The sequence below is a fragment of the Bradyrhizobium sp. CCBAU 53351 genome (assembly GCF_015291745.1).
In the GTDB taxonomy this organism is placed as follows: Bacteria; Pseudomonadota; Alphaproteobacteria; order Rhizobiales; family Xanthobacteraceae; genus Bradyrhizobium.
The window spans coordinates 4,942,275-4,960,895 of record NZ_CP030059.1 but is presented as its reverse complement, the minus strand read 5'-3'; the positions used below and the strand labels follow the sequence as shown (position 1 = coordinate 4,960,895).

At 65.2% G+C, this 18,621-nt stretch carries 21 protein-coding genes; 6 read left to right on the top strand and 15 right to left on the bottom strand.

Annotation, left to right across the window (positions count from 1 at the left end; genetic code table 11):
• The first annotated feature begins 23 nt into the window (after positions 1 to 23).
• Both XH83_RS23570 and XH83_RS23565 read left to right on the top strand, forming a co-directional pair.
• Complete coding sequence (locus tag XH83_RS23570) at positions 24 to 764, top strand: metallophosphoesterase (RefSeq protein WP_194403113.1); 741 nt, start codon at positions 24 to 26, stop codon at positions 762 to 764.
• A gap of 6 nt (positions 765 to 770) precedes the next feature.
• Positions 771 to 2,210 carry a bifunctional serine/threonine-protein kinase/universal stress protein gene (locus XH83_RS23565; RefSeq protein WP_194403112.1) on the top strand — a complete coding sequence of 480 codons (1,440 nt, stop codon included), beginning with the start codon at positions 771 to 773 and terminating at the stop codon, positions 2,208 to 2,210.
• 21 nt (positions 2,211 to 2,231) lie between these two features.
• Here the strand turns inward: XH83_RS23565 and XH83_RS23560 are convergent, their stop codons facing one another.
• The 4 genes from XH83_RS23560 to rpe form a co-directional block, all read right to left on the bottom strand.
• A complete protein-coding gene (locus XH83_RS23560) occupies positions 2,232 to 2,423 on the bottom strand; it encodes a hypothetical protein (RefSeq protein ID WP_194403111.1) in 192 nt (63 codons plus the stop codon).
• Positions 2,424 to 2,448: 25 nt separating this feature from the next.
• Positions 2,449 to 2,628, bottom strand: coding sequence for a hypothetical protein (locus XH83_RS23555; RefSeq protein ID WP_194403110.1), 180 nt, complete (start codon positions 2,626 to 2,628; stop codon positions 2,449 to 2,451).
• A 5-nt stretch (positions 2,629 to 2,633) separates the two neighbouring features.
• Positions 2,634 to 2,777 carry a hypothetical protein gene (locus XH83_RS23550; RefSeq protein WP_194403109.1) on the bottom strand — a complete coding sequence of 48 codons (144 nt, stop codon included), beginning with the start codon at positions 2,775 to 2,777 and terminating at the stop codon, positions 2,634 to 2,636.
• A gap of 165 nt (positions 2,778 to 2,942) precedes the next feature.
• Positions 2,943 to 3,644 (bottom strand): ribulose-phosphate 3-epimerase, encoded by a 702-nt coding sequence (gene rpe / locus XH83_RS23545; protein ID WP_194403108.1) that lies wholly within the window; start codon positions 3,642 to 3,644, stop codon positions 2,943 to 2,945.
• Positions 3,645 to 3,897: 253 nt separating this feature from the next.
• Here rpe and XH83_RS23540 point away from each other — a divergent pair, with 253 nt between their 5' ends.
• Positions 3,898 to 4,701 (top strand): EF-hand domain-containing protein, encoded by an 804-nt coding sequence (locus tag XH83_RS23540; protein ID WP_194403107.1) that lies wholly within the window; start codon positions 3,898 to 3,900, stop codon positions 4,699 to 4,701.
• Between the two features lie 14 nt (positions 4,702 to 4,715).
• Here the strand turns inward: XH83_RS23540 and XH83_RS23535 are convergent, their stop codons facing one another.
• The 3 genes from XH83_RS23535 to XH83_RS23525 are packed head-to-tail and all read right to left on the bottom strand — an operon-like array spanning position 4,716 to position 8,839.
• Positions 4,716 to 4,928, bottom strand: coding sequence for a KTSC domain-containing protein (locus XH83_RS23535; RefSeq protein WP_194403106.1), 213 nt, complete (start codon positions 4,926 to 4,928; stop codon positions 4,716 to 4,718).
• Positions 4,929 to 4,978: 50 nt separating this feature from the next.
• The gene (locus XH83_RS23530; RefSeq protein WP_194403105.1) at positions 4,979 to 5,974 is read right to left on the bottom strand and encodes a P1 family peptidase; all 996 of its coding nucleotides are present in this window, start codon (positions 5,972 to 5,974) and stop codon (positions 4,979 to 4,981) included.
• A 57-nt stretch (positions 5,975 to 6,031) separates the two neighbouring features.
• Positions 6,032 to 8,839: a PAS domain S-box protein gene (locus XH83_RS23525; RefSeq protein WP_194403104.1), complete on the bottom strand. Its 2,808-nt coding sequence runs from the start codon at positions 8,837 to 8,839 to the stop codon at positions 6,032 to 6,034.
• A 236-nt stretch (positions 8,840 to 9,075) separates the two neighbouring features.
• On the opposite strand from XH83_RS23525, the gene XH83_RS23520 reads away from it, so the two are divergent.
• Complete coding sequence (locus XH83_RS23520) at positions 9,076 to 9,462, top strand: response regulator (RefSeq protein WP_194403103.1); 387 nt, start codon at positions 9,076 to 9,078, stop codon at positions 9,460 to 9,462.
• Positions 9,463 to 9,543: 81 nt separating this feature from the next.
• Here the strand turns inward: XH83_RS23520 and XH83_RS23515 are convergent, their stop codons facing one another.
• From XH83_RS23515 to XH83_RS23495, 5 genes are all read right to left on the bottom strand, one after another.
• Positions 9,544 to 10,662 carry a branched-chain amino acid ABC transporter substrate-binding protein gene (locus XH83_RS23515; RefSeq protein WP_194403102.1) on the bottom strand — a complete coding sequence of 373 codons (1,119 nt, stop codon included), beginning with the start codon at positions 10,660 to 10,662 and terminating at the stop codon, positions 9,544 to 9,546.
• A gap of 161 nt (positions 10,663 to 10,823) precedes the next feature.
• Positions 10,824 to 11,567, bottom strand: a complete 744-nt coding sequence (locus XH83_RS23510; RefSeq protein WP_194403101.1) for an ABC transporter ATP-binding protein — start codon at positions 11,565 to 11,567, stop codon at positions 10,824 to 10,826.
• Positions 11,564 to 12,397 (bottom strand): ABC transporter ATP-binding protein, encoded by an 834-nt coding sequence (locus XH83_RS23505; RefSeq protein WP_194403100.1) that lies wholly within the window; start codon positions 12,395 to 12,397, stop codon positions 11,564 to 11,566. Before XH83_RS23505 ends, XH83_RS23510 begins: the two co-directional genes overlap by 4 nt.
• Positions 12,394 to 13,689 (bottom strand): high-affinity branched-chain amino acid ABC transporter permease LivM, encoded by a 1,296-nt coding sequence (gene livM, locus XH83_RS23500; protein WP_194403099.1) that lies wholly within the window; start codon positions 13,687 to 13,689, stop codon positions 12,394 to 12,396. Before livM ends, XH83_RS23505 begins: the two co-directional genes overlap by 4 nt.
• Before the next feature lie 27 nt (positions 13,690 to 13,716).
• Positions 13,717 to 14,634: a branched-chain amino acid ABC transporter permease LivH gene (locus XH83_RS23495; protein ID WP_194403098.1), complete on the bottom strand. Its 918-nt coding sequence runs from the start codon at positions 14,632 to 14,634 to the stop codon at positions 13,717 to 13,719.
• A 289-nt stretch (positions 14,635 to 14,923) separates the two neighbouring features.
• On the opposite strand from XH83_RS23495, the gene XH83_RS23490 reads away from it, so the two are divergent.
• Both XH83_RS23490 and XH83_RS23485 read left to right on the top strand, forming a co-directional pair.
• Positions 14,924 to 15,097 carry a hypothetical protein gene (locus XH83_RS23490; protein ID WP_181769418.1) on the top strand — a complete coding sequence of 58 codons (174 nt, stop codon included), beginning with the start codon at positions 14,924 to 14,926 and terminating at the stop codon, positions 15,095 to 15,097.
• 280 nt (positions 15,098 to 15,377) lie between these two features.
• Positions 15,378 to 15,926, top strand: coding sequence for a hypothetical protein (locus XH83_RS23485; RefSeq protein WP_194403097.1), 549 nt, complete (start codon positions 15,378 to 15,380; stop codon positions 15,924 to 15,926).
• Here the strand turns inward: XH83_RS23485 and XH83_RS23480 are convergent.
• Genes XH83_RS23480 through XH83_RS23470 form a run of 3 tightly spaced genes read right to left on the bottom strand, consistent with a single transcriptional unit; the run spans position 15,888 to position 18,476 of the window.
• Positions 15,888 to 16,280, bottom strand: coding sequence for a carboxymuconolactone decarboxylase family protein (locus XH83_RS23480; protein ID WP_194403096.1), 393 nt, complete (start codon positions 16,278 to 16,280; stop codon positions 15,888 to 15,890). The genes XH83_RS23485 and XH83_RS23480 overlap by 39 nt on opposite strands.
• A 29-nt stretch (positions 16,281 to 16,309) precedes the next feature.
• Positions 16,310 to 17,092 (bottom strand): 3-oxoadipate enol-lactonase, encoded by a 783-nt coding sequence (gene pcaD / locus XH83_RS23475; protein ID WP_194403095.1) that lies wholly within the window; start codon positions 17,090 to 17,092, stop codon positions 16,310 to 16,312.
• Positions 17,093 to 17,120: 28 nt separating this feature from the next.
• On the bottom strand, positions 17,121 to 18,476 hold the full coding sequence (locus XH83_RS23470; RefSeq protein WP_194403094.1) for a 3-carboxy-cis,cis-muconate cycloisomerase: 1,356 nt from the start codon (positions 18,474 to 18,476) through the stop codon (positions 17,121 to 17,123).
• Positions 18,477 to 18,621 lie beyond the last annotated feature (145 nt).

The following is an 18,621-nucleotide window of genomic DNA, read 5'->3' as shown; positions in this document are numbered from 1 at the left end:
AAGAATTGAAGGGTGGAGGGTGCGTGCTTCTCGCTGTCTTCTCGGATATCCACGGCAACAGGCAGGCCTTCGAGGCCTGCCTGAAGGTCGCGCGTGCGAAGGGCGCGGAGCGGTTCGTCCTGCTCGGCGATTTCGTCGGTTATGGCGCCGATCCGGAATGGGTGGTGGACACCGCGATGGAGCTCGTGGCCCAAGGTGCTATCGCCGTGCGCGGCAATCACGACCAGGCGGTCAACTCCTCGGCAGAGACGATGAACGCCGAGGCGCAGGTCGCAATCGAATGGACCCGCGGCCGGCTTGGCGCAGCGCAGCGCCGATTCCTGAGCGAATTGCCGATGCTGGTCGAGGACAGCGACCTTCTCTTCGTGCATTCGGAAGCCTCTCACCCGCAGCGCTGGCACTATGTCCGATCCACCGTGGACGCCGCCAAGAGCCTGATCGCGACCCCCGCCCATGTCACCTTCTGCGGTCATATCCATCGTCCCGCGCTCTATTCGATGTCGGTGACGGCGAAGATGACGAGCTTCGTGCCGAAGACCGACGTCTCGGTGCAGCTTCTGCGCGGACGGCAATGGCTCGCCGTGCTCGGCTCGGTCGGCCAGCCCCGCGACAGCGATCCGTCGGCAGCCTTCGTCTTGTTCGACACTGAGTCCTGCCAGATCACCTATTGCCGCGCGCCCTACGATATCGCGACCGCGGCAGGCAGAATTCGCGACAACGGTCTGCCGCACTGGCTCGCCGACCGGCTGTCGCAGGGGCGCTAGAGGCCGATGCCGAAATCACTGGTCACAACAGGCGCGGTGATCGATGGCTACACCATCGGTGAATGCGTCCATGCCGGCGGCATGGCGACGCTGTGGACCGTTACCCATCCCGGCATCGACGTGCCGCTGCTGATGAAGATCCCGCGGGTCTCGGAGGGCGAGGACCCCGCCGCGATCGTCTCCTTCGAGATGGAGATGATGATCCTGCCGCGGCTCGCGGGTCCGCACGTCCCGACCTGCTTCGGTACCGGCGATTTCGCGCACCAGGCCTATGTCGTGATCGAGCGCATCGGCGGCACCACGCTCTACAAGCGACTGCCTGAGCTCCCGCTGCCTTATGACGAGGCGCGGCAGCTCGTCGCCAGGATCGCAACCGCGCTGGCCGATCTGCACCGCCAGAACGTGATCCATCACGACATCAAGCCGAGCAGCATCATGTTCCGCGAGAGCGGCGAGGCGGTGCTGATCGACTACGGCCTGTCGCATCACAATCACTTGCCGGATCTGTTGCAGGAGGAGTTCCGCCTGCCTTACGGCACCGCGCCCTACATGGCGCCCGAGCGACTGTCCGGGGTGCGCGACGATCCGCGCAGCGATCTGTTTTCGCTCGGCGTGCTGCTCTATTTCTTCACCACCGGCGAACGGCCGTTCGGCGAGGGTGAGACGCTGCGGGCGATGCGGCGCCGGCTGTGGCGCGATCCGCATCCGCCGCGAAGCTTGCGCGCCGACTATCCGCCCTGGCTGCAGGAGGTGGTGCTGCGGTGTCTCGAGATCGAGCCGGTGTGGCGCTATCCGACGGCGTCCCAGCTCGCCTTCGATCTCGCCCATCCCGATCAGGTCAAGCTCACCACGCGTGCTGAGCGGGTCAAGCGCGACCCGCTCAGCGTCGCCTGGCGTCGCCGCTTCAATCTGGGCGTCATGGCGCCGCGCGCGAAATCGGATGTCGCCGCGCAAATCGCGTCGAGCCCGATCCTCGCTGTCGCGCTCGACACGGTGGAAGGCGCGCCGGAGCTCAACGAGGCGCTGCGCGTGACCACCGAGCGCATCCTCGCCACCTTGCCGTCAGCGCGGCTCGCTTGCGTCAACGTGCTCAAGCTGAACCGGATCGCGATCGACCGTACCCTGGACGAGCAGGGGTCCAACAAGCATATCGACCGCTTGGTGGCGCTGCGGCATTGGGCGACGCCGCTCAAATTGGATGAGAGCCGGCTGTCGGCTCATGTGCTGGAGGCGGTTGATCCCGCTGCCGCGATCCTGGAGTTCGCCGAGGTCAACCACGTCGACCACGTCATCATCGGCGCGCGCCAAGGCTCGTTCCGCCGCACGCTGCTCGGCAGCGTCTCGGCCAAGGTGGCCTCGGAAGCGGCCTGCACCGTCACCGTGGTGCGGCCGCCGCGGATGGCTGGGGATGTCGGCGAGACCGACGCCGGCGAAGGGCCGGGATAGGCCCGCCGGCTTGAAGGGCGGTCAGGCCGCGTGGGCGGAATGAGCGACGCGCTTGCGGCGGATCGGCCAGGAGAATTGCGGGCCGGGCTCGCCGTGATCCGGGCTGCCGCCGAAATACTGGATGATCTCGCGGCAGGGCTCGCAATTGAACAGGTTACGCGACGCGGATGCCTTGGTCATTTCCTTCAGGCAGTTCGGGCAGTGCGGTTTCATGGAGTGGTCCGAAAAAAGTAAAGTCTCAGTGTCGGTGCTGCGAGGCAAACGAATGATCGGGGTCCGTCGTGTCGAGCGCGGCGTCGTCGTCCAGCCTGCTATCGGTGCTCTCGAGGCGGCCGAAGAAATAATCGAGGCCCGGATGTGGGCGCCGCGGGATCCGGCACCTGCGCTTCGGCTGACGCTTCACGAGTGCGATCTGCATGGCGCTCAGACCCGGCGACGGTGAAGGTGAATGATGCGGGCAGAAGCCTCGGCCTTCACCGGTCGCACCGCGTAGAGGCTACGAGCCGCAATCGCTGCATTGAACGCCAACCACAACGCTACGCCAGTCCAAACCAGGGTCGTCGTCATGATGTCCTCCCGTCAAAAGCAGGCAGGACTCACTTGCGGTGATTTGCGCGAATCAATGAAGTCCGGATGAGTACGGATCACCATTGCAATTTTAGGTATTGGGCGCTGCAGCACCCGTAAAAGCCGCGGGATTTCGCCTCGTCCGCGTGCGCTGTTTGATCCGGCTCAAATCGCTTCGCCGCGGGCCCCGAGCGCCGCGTTGCGGATCGCGGCGATGTTGGTCCTGTAGGCCTCCTGCGTGCCGCCCCGGAATACGGATGTGCCGGCGACGAAGGCGTTGGCGCCGGCCGCGGCGAGCGCGCCGGCGACATCGGGGCCGACGCCGCCGTCGACCTCGATGTCGATCGGTCGTCCCGCCGTCATCGCGCGGATGTCGCGAATCTTTCCGATCGCGGAGGGAATGAAGGCCTGACCGCCGAAGCCGGGATTGACCGACATCACCAGCACGAGGTCGACAAGATCGAGGACGTATTCGAGCGCGCTGACCGGCGTGCCTGGATTGAGCGAGACGCCGGCCTTCTTGCCGAGCGCGCGGATGGCCTGCAGCGAACGGTGCAAATGGGGACCAGCCTCCGCGTGCACGGTGATGTGGTCGCAGCCGGCCTTCGCAAAGGCCTCGAGATAGGGGTCACAGGGCGAGATCATCAGATGCGCGTCGAACACCTTCTTGGTGTGGGGGCGCATCGCCTTGATGATGTCGGGGCCGTAGGAAATGTTCGGAACGAAATGGCCGTCCATCACGTCGAGATGGATCCAGTCGGCGCCGGCGGCATCCACGGCGCGCACCTCCTCGCCGAGCCTGGAGAAATCCGAAGCCAGAATCGAGGGCGCGATTGCCAGGGGGCGGGGGGCGAAGGCTTGGATCATGGCGCGGTTTCCCGGAGGCGGGGCGTGAAAGATGGCCTCGCCTAACATGGGCCTCCATGGCGGGCAATGCAGGGGAGGCGTGCTTCCTGTGGGCGGAAAAATCTGCCGCGGCCGGCACGAATTGCCGGTAATCCCAAGCCGTCCAAAGCGCAACGGTCGCGGATATCATTGAGCTTTTTACGCTGGCACGACGCTTGCTGACGTCACCTGCAGAACATTGGCCGCGGCGTGCCGCATCGGTTGGAGTTGTGCAATGTTGTTTGCCCTTGGTGCCGTCGGTGCCGTGTCGAGCGCACTCGACGCGATTCAGACGCTGACGAACTCGAAATCGTCCGCCTCGACGCACAAGACGGGGGCGGCGCAGGGTGCAACCAATCCCTTTGCCATCGACAGCGGCAGCAGCAACACGACCAGCGGCGCGACCTCGTCGGTCAACTCGGGCAAATATCCGCAGATCGCGCCGGAGATGATGAACGCGTTGTTCGCCGCGCAAAGCCAGTCCTCTGACACCACCAGCACGGCCAGCTCGACCTCGTCGAACTCCACGTCGACCTCCTCGACGTCAACGAGCCGTGAGGCCGCGCTCAAGCACCTGTTCTCCCAGATCGACGGGGACGGCGACGGCAACATCACCAAGTCCGAGTTCGAGGACGCGCTGGGTGCCGGCGGAACCAACCTCGCGCAGGCCGACGACGTATTCTCCAAGCTGGACTCGAACGCGGACGGCAGCGTGAGCCTGGACGAGATGTCGAAGGCGCTGAAGAGCGGTCACCACGGCCACCATCACGCGCAAGGTGCCGACGGCTCGGGCGATGGATCGGATTCCTCGTCGAATTCCAAGGGTGGATCGACCTCGACCACGACGACCGCTGCCGACGGCTCGACCACGACGACCGTCACCTATGCCGACGGCTTCAAGATGTCGACGACGGTGCCGGGCGCCTCCAGCCCGCGCAATTCGGCTTACGATCTGTTCGCGCAGTTGATGCAGCAGCAAGGCGGCCAGGGGCAAGGCGCTTCGGCGGCTGCCGGTTCGTCGATGTCGATGAGCGTGTGAGCCACCATCCGGGATCAGCCGGCATATTCGCGCGTGATGTCACGATAGGCATAGCGGTCACGGATTTCGTGGTTGAAGAACGCGCCCTTTGAGCGCGCTTCCCGGAACGCTGCGGCGACCTCGGGTGGAACGTTCTCGTAGACATAGAGGCGTCCGCTGACGAAGGTCACCTTCAGCTCCCGCGTGTCGGGCGCATAGCGAACGAAGCGGATTACGGACGACGGCATGGCGGTACACCTGAGGCCGCCAGGGTAACGCCGTCTCGGCCGTTTCGTTTCTAACCGAACCTGTCCTTCCACGCCGGCTGTGCCCCCGGGAACGGCAGCGCGGTCGCGCTGTACACGGCGCGGGCGATCGCGCGCGCGACCACGTTGGCGGCGACCGTGCCGAGCTCGGTGAGGCCGACCAGCGGCTCGATCGGCTTCTCGCCGGTCGCAGCCGCAAACAGCACGTCGCCATCGGTCGGTGCGTGCACCGGATAGATGGCGCGGGCAAAGCCGGTGTGCGCGATCATCGCCAGACGCTTGGCCTGGGGTTTGGTCAGCACCGCGTCGGTGACGACGGCGCCGATGGTGGTGTTTTCGCGCGCGCTCGCCGCGGGACCGCCCTTGATGCGCATCCGGAGCATGTCGTCGGTGAATTTGTCGGGCAGGCCGCGCCCGCCGAACTCGCTGCCGATTTCGAACGGTGCCGCCCAGAACCACGGCCCGTTGCCGACGGTCACGCTGCCCACCGCGTTGACGGCGACGATCGCCGCGACCTTCACGCCGTCAGGTGTCGCCGCCGACGCCGAGCCGAGCCCGCCCTTGAACGTCGCGGTGGTGGCCCCCAAGCCGGCGCCGACGCTGCCGAGCGGGAAGTCGGCGCTGGCAGCGGCCGCGGCGGCGTAGCCAAGGTCGCGATAGGGCGAGAAGCGTCCCCAGGCCTTGTCGCCGCCGTTGAGGAGGTCGAACAGGATGGCCCCCGGCACGATCGGAATCAGCGCCTCGCGAACGCGATGGCCGCGCCCCTGCTCGGCGAGCCATGCCTGGATGCCGCCGCCGGCATCGAGACCGAAAGCAGAGCCGCCGGACAGCGCGATCGCGTCGACGCGCTCGACGGTGTTGGCGAGATCGAGCAGCGCATCCTCGCGCGTGCCGGGACCGCCGCCGCGCACGTCGATCGCCGCGACCGCGGGCTGGTCGAAGATGATTGCGGTCGTGCCGGTGGCGACTTTGGCATCCTCGGCATGGCCGACGCGGACCCCGGCAATGTCGGTGAGCAGATCCTTCAAGGTGGCCTCGCGCGCTGAAAGGAGTTCGCCTTGCGATAGCGCAGGGACGCCGCAGGCTCAACTCGCCAGTGCCGTCCTGAGCATCTTGGCGAGTTCGGACTTGCGGTAGGGCTTTGCCAGCAGCAGCACGCCGGAATCGAGCCGGCCGTGATGGACGATGGCATTCTCGGTGTAGCCCGAGGTGAACAATGTCTTCAGGTCGGGACGGCGGCGAGCGGCCTCGTCGGCGAGCTGACGGCCGTTCATGTTGCCGGGCATGATGATGTCGGTGAAGAGCAGGTCGATGGTCTTGTCGCTGTCGATGATGGTCAGGGCCTCCGCGCCGTTGGCGGCCTCGAGCGCGGTATAGCCGAGGCTCTTGACCTGGGTCACCACATATTGCCGCACCAGGGCGTCGTCCTCGACGATCAGGATCTTCTCGTTGCCGCCGGTGATGGGCGCGTTCTGCTGCGCCTCGAACTCGGTCTCCTGCACCCCGGTCGAGCGCGGCAGGTAGATCTTCACGCTCGTGCCGTGGCCTACCTCGCTATAGATCTTGATGTGGCCGCCCGACTGCTTGACGAAACCGAACACCATGCTCAAGCCGAGGCCGGTGCCCTTGCCGACCTCCTTGGTGGTGAAGAACGGGTCGAACACCCGGTCGATCAGGTCCGGCGGAATCCCGCTGCCGGTGTCGCTGACGGCAATCATCACGTAATTGCCGGCGACGACGTCGGGGTTCATGCTGGCATAGCCGTCGTCGAGAAAGATGTTGCGGGTCTCCAGCACCAAGGTGCCGCCCTCGGGCATGGCGTCACGCGCGTTCAATGCGAGATTGAGGATCGCGGTGGATAGCTGGCCGGGATCGACCAGCGTCGGCCAGGCGTCCTCGGTGAGCTGCGGCATGATCGTGATCTGCTCGCCCAGCGTCGGATGCAGCAGTTTGGCGGCTTCGAGCGCCAGCGCGTTGACGTCGATCTCGCGAGGCTGGAGCGGCTGCTTGCGGGCGAAGGCCAGCAGATGCTTGGTCAACTGGGCGCCGCGCTCGGCGGCGTCGTCGATCAGCTTGGTGATTGCAGCCAGCTCGGGGCGGTCGGCAACCGCGTCGGCCAGGATGCCGATCGTGCCGGTGATGACGGTCAGCACGTTGTTGAAGTCGTGCGCGACGCCGCCGGTCAGCTGGCCGATGGAGTCCATCTTCTGGACCTGCCGGAACTGGGCTTCGGCGGCCTGCTTCTCCGTGAGGTCCCGGCCGATGAAGAAATGGCGCTTCACCGGCTCGGACCAGGTGCCCATCCAGTTCAGCGTGACCTCGTGACCGTCGTAATGATAGTAGCGCGCCTCGAAGCTGCGCTTGACCGCGCCGCGCCGTGCCGCCCGCATCTCGTCGCGCGTCCTCTCGAGGTCGTCAGGGTGGATGAACTCGGTCGCGCTGTGCCCGATCATGTCGTCCGGGCTGAAGCCGAGGATGTCCTTCACGCTCGGGCTGACCTGGATGAAATTGCCGAAACCATCGGTCACCAGGATCAGGTCTTGCGAGGTCTCGAAGATGCGCTGACGCTCCTCGGTCTCGCGGCGCAGCTTCTCGCGCGCCTGTTTCTCCTCCGTGATGTCATGGGCGATCTTGGAGGCCCCGATGATCTCTCCGTTGTCCGATCTCAAGGGTGATACGTTCAGGACGACGTCGAGCGCGCGGCCATCCTTGCGAATCCGCACCGTCTCGTGCTGGGCAATCGATTCGTTGCCGGCGATCTGGTTGAGGATGCTCCTGACTTCGCCTTTTCGGTCCGGCGGCACGATGATGTCGATCGACCTGCCGACGGCCTCCGCGGCGGAATAGCCGAACAGATGCTCGGCGGCCTTGTTCCAGCCGGTGATGATGCCGTCGAGCGTCTTCGTGATGATGGCATCGTTGGAGGATTCGACGACGGCGCCGTACAGGGCGAGGCGCTTGCCGTAATAGTCGCGTTCCGACGCCGATTGCTGGCGCAGCCTGCCGACGAGGCCGACGGTGTGCAACTGAAGGCGGACGTTCTCGATCAGCAGCACCGCGAGCACGAAGCTCGACGCGCAGAGGCCATAGAGGCGGCCGGCGTAGAAACCGAGATCGAAGCGCGCGACGTTGACGATCGCGGACAGCGCGATGTCGAACAGCCATGCGCACATCACGACCATGAGCCAGACGTCGATCACCGAATGCGGGCGGCGGAACCAGAGCGATACCAGCGCGGCGAAGCTCAGCGACCACACGAAGGACACGACGCCGATCATGGTCGGTGTGTAACGGCCGTCGCGGAGCAGAACCGGCAACAAATCGTGCTGGGCGGTGACGATCCAGGCGAAGGCGCCCATGGTTGCGACGACGCCGAGCACGGTCGCGTAGATCGCGGTGCTGGTCGGGCCCTGGATCCTGGGGCCGCCGTCCTGTTCCTTCAGCCAGGCATAGCCCAGCACGAACAACGGGAAGACGCCGTGCCAGATCATATAGAGCCAGACCGTGGTCTGGCTGCCCGCGCCAAACAGCCCGGTCGGCGTGAACAGGCCGGGGAAGGTGAGGGCATGGACCAGCGCAGCCGCGGCGGTGAACAGGTAGCCGGTCGACAGCCACAGCAGGGCGCGGGTCCGCACCACCGAAAACTGCGACAGCAGCAGCACGGCCGTGATGATGTCGCTGACGGCCAGCGCCGATTGATAGCTCGCGACAAAGGCCGGAACCGGCGGCAGCGGGATACCTGCGAACGGAACGGCCAATGCGAACAGGATCGAGGAGATGCCGACGATCCACAAAGCCGCGGTCCGGTCCGTCGACGCGGCCGGCAGAGTCGAAAGAAATGTGCTTCGGTCGATCGCAGGCGCGTTCATCTCGTGCAGACCCGTTTTGAGCATCTCCGCAGTTCCAAGATCGGCAGTCCTGACCTCCTACGGTAGCCCGTTCCGGGCGCGTGTCGTGAACTGATACCGCGACGACTCAACCGAAGGTTACAGCTTACTTAATTTGAGGGGGAACGCGGAATGGGGACCAGGTAAGATGCGCTTTACTGGGTGGTGTCATAATGCCCTGCCACGGTGCCGGGTTCCAGGTTCGAATCATATCATTTGATCGATCTGCGGGAGTTGTTCCCATGCCTCGCGTTCTCATCATCGACGACCAGAAGGACGTCCGCGCGATGGTCGCGATCGTGCTTCGGGTCAACCATTACGAGGTTGCCGAGGCTGGAAGCGGTGCGGCCGGGCTGAAAACCTTCGCAGAAGGCCGCTTTGACGCGGTGATCGTCGATATTTTCCTCGGCGATATCAGCGGTGTCGACGTCATTGCGACCCTGCGCGAGCGCGCACCGGGGCTTCCCGTCGTTGCCATGTCCGGAATGACGGCGCTGGATTTCATGGAGCAGTCGCCCCACCTCGCCAGCGTGATTTGCCTGCAGAAGCCGTTTCGTCCGAACGATCTCCTGCAGGCGCTTCGCAAGGCCCAGGCCGCGGCCGCCGGCGAGCTGCCCGCAGCCGTTTGATCCTGCCACAAAGAAAACGCCCCGGGGCAAGCCGGGGCGTGATGATGATCGCATGGCGGGACTTGAGTCCCGGAGCCGCGCTCAGGTGCCGTTGCCCTTGATCTCGGAGTAGCCGCCCTTGGCGTCCCATTTGTAGACGACGTAGTCGATCTGCTTGATGTCGCCCTTGGCGTCATACTCGATCGGGCCGATCACGGTGTCCCACTTGCCGGCCTTCATCGCCTCCATGACCTTCTTGGCGTCGGTGGTGCCGGCCTTCTTGGCCGCCTGTGACCAGACCTGCATCGCCGCATAGGTGTAGAGGGTGTAGCCCTCCGGATCGATGTTCTTGGCCTTGAAGGCGTCGACGATCTTCTTGGCGGTCGGCTTGTTGCGCGGATCGGGGCCAAAGGTGAACAGGGTGCCTTCGCCGGCGGGGCCGGTGATCGAGGCGTACTCCTTGTCGGCAAGCGCGTCGCCGGCCATCAGCACGGTCTTGAGGCCCTGGTCGCGCATCTGACGCAGGATCAGGCCGCTCTCCTGGTGGTAACCGCCGACATAGACGAGGTCGATATTGTCGCGCTTCAGGCGCGAGACGATCGCGTTGAAGTCCTTGTCGCCCTTGTTGTAGGACTCGTACATCTTCTCGGTGACGCCCGCTTTGTTGAGCGCCTTCTTGGTCTCGTCGGCAAGACCCTTGCCGTAGGTGGTCTTGTCGTTGAGGATCGCGATGTTCTTGCCCTTGTAGTTCTTGGCGATGTACTGCGCCGCGATCAGGCCTTGCTGGTCGTCACGGCCGCAGACGCGTGCCACGTTCCAAAGCTTGCGCTCGGTGAAGAGCGGGTTGGTCGAGGCGGGGGTGATCTGCAGGACGTTGCCGTCCGCATAGGCCTCCGAGGCGGGGATCGACGACGAGGAGCAATAGTGCCCGGCGACGAAGGGCATCTTGGCGCCGGCGATCTTTTCGGCGATCGAGCGCGCCTGCTTCGGGTCGCACGCGTCGTCTTCGACGGACAGCGCGAGCTTCTTGCCGTTGACGCCGCCGGCGGCATTGATATCGGCCACGGCCATTTCGGCGCCGTTCTTCATCTGGCGGCCGAAGGCGGACTCGCCGCCGGTCATCGGGCCTGCGACTGCGACGGTGACATCCTGCGCGAATGCCGCGCTCGACAGCGCGATCGATACGCCGAATGCCAGACCGATGAGCTTCAGTGATTTCATGAGATACCTCGCGGGTGGTCGCCTGTGGACGTTGCCGGGCATGCCCGGTTCAAACCGGCGCCATTCTTGAATGAATCTCAGGAGAAGTCACCGGCAAAATACGGGCATTGGCGCAGATATCTCGCCGCATTCGGCCGCACGCCGGCTGGCTTGTGGTTCGGTCAGCCGTGCCGGCCGCCCTCCAGATAGGCGGCGCGAATCTCGGGGCGCTGCAACAATTCGGCGCCGGTGCCGGCCAGCGTGATCAGGCCATTGACCATGACATAGCCGCGATGGGCGAGCTTGAGGGCATGGTTGGCGTTCTGCTCGACGATCAGGACGGTCAGGCCGTCCTGGCGGTTCAGGGTGCGGATCGCATCGAAGATCTGGCGCGCGATCAGCGGCGCGAGGCCCAGCGAGGGCTCGTCGAGCAGCAGCAGGCGAGGACGGCTCATCAAGGCGCGGCCGATCGCCAGCATCTGCTGCTCGCCGCCGGACAGGGTTCCGCCGCGCTGGGCGTAGCGTTCCTTCAGCCGCGGAAACAGCGTGAAGACACGCTGGAGCGTGGCCTCGCGTTCGGTCTCGGTGCATTCGGTGGCGTCCGCCCCCATCTGGAGGTTTTCCGCCACGCTCATGCGCGGGAAGATGCGGCGGCCCTCCGGGGATTGGGCGATGCGCAAATGCGCGATCGCGTGCGTGGGGACGTCGGTGATGTCGCGGCCTTCATACAGGATCTGGCCGGCACGGGCGCGCGGCTTGCCGAAGATCGTCATCATCAGGGTCGACTTGCCGGCGCCGTTGGCGCCGATCAGGGCCACGATCTCGCCGGCATTGATCTCGACGTCGACGCCCTTCAGCGCCTCGATCTTGCCGTAGGCGGCGCGCAAGCCGCGGATCACGAGCAGAGGAGAAGGTGCCGGCGTCACGAGCCGCCCTCCATCACAGCAGCCGCCTCTTCCTCGTCGGCGCCGAGATAGGCGGCGATCACCTTGGGATCGTCGCGGATCTCGCGCGGCGTGCCTTCCGCGATCTTGACGCCATGGTCCATCACCACGATGTGGTCGGAGATCTCCATCACGACCGACATATCGTGCTCGATCAGGAGGATCGAGGTGCCGAGTTCATCGCGGATCGAGAGCAGGAGCTCGCTCAAGGCCGCGCTCTCGCGCGCGTTGAGGCCGGCGGCGGGCTCGTCCAGGCACAGAAGCGCGGGCTCGGTGCACATGGCGCGCGCGATCTCGAGCCGGCGCTGGTCGCCATAGGCGAAATTGCCGGCGGCATCGTCGGCACGGTCGAGCAGGTTGACCCGCTTGAGCCAGTCGATGGCGAGGTCGATGGCGCGTTTTTCGGCGTCACGGTAAGTAGGAACGCCGAGGAGACCGAGGAGAGTGAATCCGGAGGCGCGCATCAGCGCGTTATGCTGCGCCACCATTAAGTTTTCCAGCGCAGTCATGCCGGGAAACAGCCTGATGTTCTGGAAGGTGCGGGCGACCTTGGCCTGCTTGGCAATGCGGAAATCATTCAGCCGCTCCAGCGCGACCGTCCTGCCGTCGTCATGGGTGAGGTGGATGGCGCCGCCGCTCGGCTTGTAGAAGCCGGTGATGCAGTTGAACACGGTGGTCTTGCCGGCGCCGTTCGGTCCGATCAGGGCGGTGATCTTCTTGCGCGCTGCCGAGAATGACAGGTCCTGCACGGCGACGATGCCGCCGAAGCGCATGGTGAGCCGGTCGACGTCGAGAATCTTGTCGTCGCTCATCCGTGACCTTCCTTGACGAGGTCGGAAGAGATCGCGTGCGCCTTGGTGAGATAGACGGTCGGGGCGCGATGGCCGACCAGGCCACGCGGCCGCCAGATCATGATCAGCACCATGGCCATGCCGAACACCAGCATGCGATAGGTTTCGAGACTGCGGAACAGCTCGAAGCCGCCGATCATGGCGAGCGCGGACAGCGCCACGCCGAGCTGTGAGCCCATGCCGCCGAGCACGACGATGGCGAGCACCAGCGCCGATTCCTGGAAGGTGAAGGATTCCGGGCTGATGAAGCCCTGGCGAGTGGCGAAGAACGCGCCGGCAAAGCCGCCGAACATCGCACCCGTCGCGAACGCCGTGAGCTTGGTGGTCGTGGTGTTGATGCCGAGCGCGCGGCAGGCGACCTCGTCCTCGCGCAAGGCTTCCCAGGCGCGCCCGATCGGCAGGCGGCGCAGGCGGATCGTCGCCCAGTTGGTGAGCAGCGCAAGCGCCAGGATCAGATAGAACAGGAAGACGATGCGGTGCGTCGGCGAATATTCGATGCCGAGCTTGGCGGCGAGGCCGTCATCGCTGTTGTCGAGCGGGATGCCGAAGAAGGTGGGGCGGGGAATGCCGGAGACGCCGTTGGGGCCGCCGGTGAGCTCCTGCCAGTTGATGATGACGAGGCGGATGATCTCGCCAAAGGCGAGCGTCACGATGGCGAGATAGTCGCCGCGCAGGCGCAGCACGGGGAAGCCGAGCAGGACGCCCCAGAACGCCGCGAGGATGCCGGCGAGCGGCAGGCAGATCCAGAACGACCAGCCGAAATTGGTCGCAAGCAGCCCGTAGGAATAGGCGCCGACCGCGTAGAAGGCGACGTAGCCGAGATCGAGCAGGCCCGCGAGCCCGACCACGACGTTCAACCCCCAGCCCAGCATGACATAGGTGAGCACCAGGATCGCAAGGTCGAGGATGTAGCGCTGGTTATAGAAGATCACCGGCACCAGCAGCGTGAAGATCAAAAGCGCCGGAGCGAGATAGCGGCCGATGAACGACATGCCGTTCGAGACCGCCGGTGGCACCAGTTTCTCGGCGCCGGTCGGGCCGATCCATTGCCGCAGCACCTCGATGACGATCGAGCCGCCGAACACTGCAGCGACGAGGGACGCGAGCTCGCCGAAGCGCGTCCAATAAGTGAGCTGGCCGGAGGCGCCCGCCTCGGTGCGGATGCCGACCATCAACGAGAACAGCACCAGCGCGACCAGCGCGTTGACCAAAGCCGTCTTCAGGATGGCGGGGATGCCAGATTTGGCCTTCATGGGTGAGGAAGCTGCCACGCGCGACCGTCAGACTTTTTCGACTTCGGGACGACCGAGCAAGCCGGTCGGCATGAAGATCAGCACGACGATCAGGATCGAGAACGCCGCGACGTCCTTGTATTCGACCGAGAAATAGGCCGACCAGAACGTCTCGATCAGGCCGATCGCAAGGCCGCCGAGCATGGCGCCGGGCAGCGAGCCGATGCCGCCGAGCACGGCGGCGGTGAACGCCTTGATGCCCGCGACGAAGCCCATGAAGAAATCGACGAGGCCGTAATAGAGCAGGTACATCAGGCCCGCGACCGCGGCGAGCGCGGCACCGATCACGAAGGTCATGGAGATGGTGCGGTCGACGTCGACCCCGAGCAGCGCCGCCATGGTCTGGTCCTGCTCGCAGGCGCGCATGTCGCGCCCGAGCCGGGTGCGCGACACCAGCCAGGTGAAGAGGGCCAGCAGCACGATGGTGGTGACGACCACCATGATCTGGATGTTGGAGAGCTGGATCACGAAACCGTCCGTGCTCTCGTGCAGGGTGTAGCCGCCGGTGATGAAGGGCGGGATCGGCTTGACGCGCGCGCCCTGCGCCACCTGCGAATAGTTGGTCAGCACGAAGGACATTCCGATCGCCGACAGCATCGGGGCGAGGCGAAAGGAATGGCGCAGCGGCCGGTAGGCGATGCGCTCGATGGTCCAGCCATAAAGCGCGGTGATCGCCATCGAGACGAGCAGCACGACGAGCAGGATCAGCGGTATCGCGGTCAGCCCGAGCGAGATCAGGATCAGGAAGGTGATCAAGGCAATGAAGCCGCCGATCATGAAGACGTCGCCATGGGCGAAGTTGATCATGCCGACGATGCCGTAGACCATCGTATAGCCGATGGCGATCAGGCCGTAGATCGAGCCCAGGACGAGACCGTTGATGAGCTGCTGGGTGAAATAATCCATGGGCTGCCGTACCAAACCTGACGCGGGCTCAAGGTGAGCTCTGAGGAGAGTGGGTTGGAGTGTGGTTTGAGCGTGTTTTTATTGGGCCCCGGCAGCCCCTCAGCGTTCTTGCCGTTTTGTAACAGGAGGGAACTGACGGCTGCAACAGCTCACGCGATGGCAGGAGGTCTTGTACAGAGGTGATTTGGAGCACGGGTTCCGCAGCTGTGAGGAACTGGGTTCCGCAGAGCAACCAAAATGGCCGCCGGCCGTTGTCTCGGCTCTGACGTCCAACAAGGGAGTTCCCCGAATGACGAAGCAGCAGAACCAGAATCCGGGTCAGCAGAGTCAGAACCCCGGCCAGCAGCGCCCCGGGCAGCAGCAGGGCGGTGGTCAGAAACCCGGACAGCAGCAGCAGAACGACCCGATGCGCCAGGGCGATCGGCCCGGCCAGCAGCAGGGCGGCCAGCGCGACCAGGAATAGCGAGTTTGGGAGCCGAGGAGTAGAGAGGGCCCCGCCGGAAGGCGGGGCCTTTTTTCTTTTGGGTCAATCGCTTGTCCGCGTCATTCCGGGATCGTGCGTTAGCGCCAGACCTGGAATCTCGAGATTCCGGGTTCGGTTTTGCGAGCCCGCCCCGGAATGACGATCGCGAGGGGCAGTTAAGGTAAACAAAGGGTTTAAATTGCCGCCACAGTCTGATGCGAGTTAGCTCCCCGCAAAGCCTTCGGTCGAAGGCGAACGGCAGGCGAAGCGGGAAGCGGCTATGTTCGGGAATTGGCGGATCGGCTCGGTCAACGGCGCGCTGCTGGCGGCCTATTTCATCCCGGCCTGGGCGCTTGTCGCCTTCAACATCATCATCGCACCCGTGCATGGCCTCTACGAGCGGCCGAGCGTCGCGGTTGCGCTGTACCTGAGCGACCATCTCCAGATGGCCGGCATGGACACGGTGCGCGCCGCGTGGCTGCTGGCGTTGGGCCGGCTGACGGTCGTGGCGTTCTTTGCGATCTATCTCGCGCTGCTCTGCATTCCTCGCATCCGCAGGAATGGCGGCAGCGACGAGGCGCTCGGCATTGCCCTGGCGATCGGCAGCCTGATCTCGTTCGCCAGCATGGTCATGGCCTCGAAGGTCGGCGAGATGGCTGCGCTCCGGCTGCACGCAACCGAGCTGCTGCTCCTGCTCGGCGCCGCCATCGTGGTGGTGATCGAACGGCCCGAGACCGCGCCCAAGACGGTCCACAAGGCGGTTCAAGAGACCGCCACGATCGCAGCTCCCCTAGGCCTTGAGCAGGCCGAGCTCCTGCACAATCGCTGAGGCTTCCTTGACGGCGTGGTTCACTGCCGGCACGCCGCAATAGATCGCCTGCTGCAGCAGGATTTCCTTGATGTCGTCGGGCGTGAAGCCGCCTTCGGCGAGCGCCGCGCGCACGTGCAGGCGGAATTCGTCCCATTGGCCGAGCGCAACCATGGTGCCGATCACCAGCACCCGCCGCGTGCGCTCGTCGAAATGCGGCCGCGTCCAGATCTCGCCCCAGGCGTAGCGCGTGATCATGTCCTGGAAATCGCTGTTGAAGGCGTTGCGGTTCGCGATCGACTTGTCGACCCAGGCATTGCCCAGCACCTTGCGGCGAACGTTCATGCCGGCATCGCGGCGCTTCTGGTCGTCCATTCTGTCCTCCGGGATGACGAAGATGGTGGCTAGCGCTGCGTCAAGAATCCCACCACCGCATCCGTGAACGCGTGCGGCTGCTCGATGTTGGAAATATGTGCGGCGTCGATGATGGTCATGCTCGCGCCGGGAATCTTCGAGCGGATCAATTCACCTGCCGAGATCGGCGTCGCCATGTCGTGGCGGCCGGCGATCACCAGCGTCGGACTCTTGATCTTGGGAAGCAGCTCGCGCTGGTCCAGCGTCGACAGCGCTTCGCAGCAGGCGAGATAACCTTCGACCGGCGAGGCGAGCAGCATCGATTTCATCCTGGCGGTGATGTCGGGCTCGCGCTCGCGAAAATCCTGCGTCAGCCAGCCCGCGATCACGGCATCGGCGACTGCGGCGATGCCGCCCTTCTTCACGGCGTCGATGCGTTCCAGCCATTTGGTCGGCTCGGCATAATAGCAGGAGGTGTTGGCGAGGATGAGCTTGCCGAAGCGTTCCGGTGCGTTGGCGCCCAGCCACTGCCCGACCATGCCGCCCATCGACAGGCCGCACCAATGCACCTTCTCGATGTTGAGGTCGTCGAGGATCGCGAGCACGTCGCGGCCGAAGCGCTCCATCGTATAGGGGCCGGGCGGAACGTTGGACTTGCCATGGCCGCGGCGGTCATAGCGAATGACGCGGAACACCTGTGTCAGCGCCTTCATCTGCGGCTCCCACATCTGCAGCGTGCAGCCGAGCGAGTTGGAGAGCATCAAGGTCGGCCCGCCGTCGCGGCCCTCGACGGAGACGTTGAGCAGGCATCCGTCGGCATCGATCATGGGCATGCGGCGTCTCCGTCGTATCTTGCAGTTCTTATTCGCGGTCGAGGCTGTCGAGCAGCCGGTCGATCAGGGCTTGGGAAGCCCCTTGATAGGCCATCGGCTCGAACAATGCCGCAATTTTTTCCGGCGAAAGCTGCGCGGTGACTAGCGAATCGGCCAGCAGCACCTCGCGCAGATGCTTCTTCTCGGCGACCGCGCGCTTGCTGGCGGCCTCGACGAGATGATGCGCATCGCTCTTGCCGATCGTCTCGGCCAGCGCAAAGGTGATCGCCTCTGCCATGATCAGCCCGTGCGTCGCATCGAGATTGCTGCGCATGCGCGCGGCGTCGACGTCGAGGCCCTCCGCGATGTCGACGATGGCGGCCAGTGCGCCCGAGGTGACCAGCATCAATTGCGGCAGCGTCGGCCACTCCGCGTGCCAGGGACCGGCGCTGCGCTCGTGGTCCTGCACTTGAGCCGCGAAGATCGTGGCGGCAAGCTGCGGAGCCATGGTGGCGGCGCCCAGCGCGCTTGCGGCAGCGACCGGGTTGCGCTTGTGCGGCATGGTCGAGGAGCCGCCGCGGCCTTCGCCGGCCGGTTCGAATGCTTCGGCGACATCGGTCTGCATCATCAGCGAGACGTCGCGCGCGATCTTGCCGCAGCTTCCCGCCAGAATGGCGAAGCAGGACGCGGCCTCCGCGATCCGGTCGCGATGGGTGTGCCAGGGCGCTTCCGGCAGCGGCAGGTCGAGCTCGCGCGCGAGGCGTTCCGCTACCGCAAGGCCCTTGTCGCCGAGGGCCGCGAGCGTGCCGGCCGCGCCGCCGAATTGCAGCGCGAGACCCTCGCGGCGCAGCCGCCGCAGGCGGCAGCGGGCGCGGGCGAGGCTCGAGGCATATTCTGCGGCCTTCAGGCCGAACGGCATCGGCAGTGCGTGCTGGAGCCAGGTCCGTGCCACCATCGCGGTATTGCGATGGCTGCGCGCCAGGGCGGCAAAGCCCTTGATGGCGCGGCTGAGGTCGGTGTCCAGCGCATCGATGCCGGCGCGAAGCGTAAGCATGGTCGCGGTGTCGATGACATCCTGGCTGGTCGCACCCCAATGCACATAGCGCGCGGCCTCCTTGTCGGCCTTGCCGACATTGGCCGTCAGGGCCTTGACCAGGGGAATCGCGAGATTGCCCGATCGCGTCGCGGCCTCCGCCAGTGCGGTCATGTCAATGGAATCGGCCTTGCACGCGGCCTCGATCGGGCCCACGGCGGATGCCGGAATCACGTCCGTGGCGGCCTCGGCGCGGGCCAGGGCTGCCTCGAAATCAAGCATGTTCTGCAGGGTCGACCGGTCGTCGCAGACGGCGCGCATGGCGGCGCTCGACAGCATCGGTGCGAGCAGGGGGGAGAGGGATGTGGTCATATTGCGCGCGACCTAATCATCATGGCCCGGCTGTGCCAATCCCCCACCGCCCGCACACGTCTTTTTGCAGTTGCGAATATGCATTGCACGTGACCGGGCACCGGCCTTTCCTTTGCCGCCTCCCTGCGTTACTTGATCAGCACTA

Excerpts from the sequence above, each read along its gene's own strand:
- XH83_RS23525 (WP_194403104.1), bottom strand. The coding sequence starts at position 8,839 with ATGCTCAAAACGGGTCTGCACGAGATGAACGCGCCTGCGATCGACCGA.
- rpe (WP_194403108.1), bottom strand. The coding sequence starts at position 3,644 with ATGATCCAAGCCTTCGCCCCCCGCCCCCTGGCAATCGCGCCCTCGATT.
- XH83_RS23565 (WP_194403112.1), top strand. The coding sequence starts at position 771 with ATGCCGAAATCACTGGTCACAACAGGCGCGGTGATCGATGGCTACACC.
- XH83_RS23485 (WP_194403097.1), top strand. The coding sequence starts at position 15,378 with ATGTTCGGGAATTGGCGGATCGGCTCGGTCAACGGCGCGCTGCTGGCG.
- XH83_RS23480 (WP_194403096.1), bottom strand. The coding sequence starts at position 16,280 with ATGGACGACCAGAAGCGCCGCGATGCCGGCATGAACGTTCGCCGCAAG.
- pcaD (WP_194403095.1), bottom strand. The coding sequence starts at position 17,092 with ATGCCCATGATCGATGCCGACGGATGCCTGCTCAACGTCTCCGTCGAG.
- livM (WP_194403099.1), bottom strand. The coding sequence starts at position 13,689 with ATGAAGGCCAAATCTGGCATCCCCGCCATCCTGAAGACGGCTTTGGTC.
- XH83_RS23515 (WP_194403102.1), bottom strand. The coding sequence starts at position 10,662 with ATGAAATCACTGAAGCTCATCGGTCTGGCATTCGGCGTATCGATCGCG.
- XH83_RS23495 (WP_194403098.1), bottom strand. The coding sequence starts at position 14,634 with ATGGATTATTTCACCCAGCAGCTCATCAACGGTCTCGTCCTGGGCTCG.
- XH83_RS23540 (WP_194403107.1), top strand. The coding sequence starts at position 3,898 with ATGTTGTTTGCCCTTGGTGCCGTCGGTGCCGTGTCGAGCGCACTCGAC.
- XH83_RS23555 (WP_194403110.1), bottom strand. The coding sequence starts at position 2,628 with ATGCAGATCGCACTCGTGAAGCGTCAGCCGAAGCGCAGGTGCCGGATC.
- XH83_RS23550 (WP_194403109.1), bottom strand. The coding sequence starts at position 2,777 with ATGACGACGACCCTGGTTTGGACTGGCGTAGCGTTGTGGTTGGCGTTC.
- XH83_RS23535 (WP_194403106.1), bottom strand. The coding sequence starts at position 4,928 with ATGCCGTCGTCCGTAATCCGCTTCGTTCGCTATGCGCCCGACACGCGG.
- XH83_RS23505 (WP_194403100.1), bottom strand. The coding sequence starts at position 12,397 with ATGAGCGACGACAAGATTCTCGACGTCGACCGGCTCACCATGCGCTTC.
- XH83_RS23560 (WP_194403111.1), bottom strand. The coding sequence starts at position 2,423 with ATGAAACCGCACTGCCCGAACTGCCTGAAGGAAATGACCAAGGCATCC.
- XH83_RS23490 (WP_181769418.1), top strand. The coding sequence starts at position 14,924 with ATGACGAAGCAGCAGAACCAGAATCCGGGTCAGCAGAGTCAGAACCCC.
- XH83_RS23470 (WP_194403094.1), bottom strand. The coding sequence starts at position 18,476 with ATGACCACATCCCTCTCCCCCCTGCTCGCACCGATGCTGTCGAGCGCC.
- XH83_RS23520 (WP_194403103.1), top strand. The coding sequence starts at position 9,076 with ATGCCTCGCGTTCTCATCATCGACGACCAGAAGGACGTCCGCGCGATG.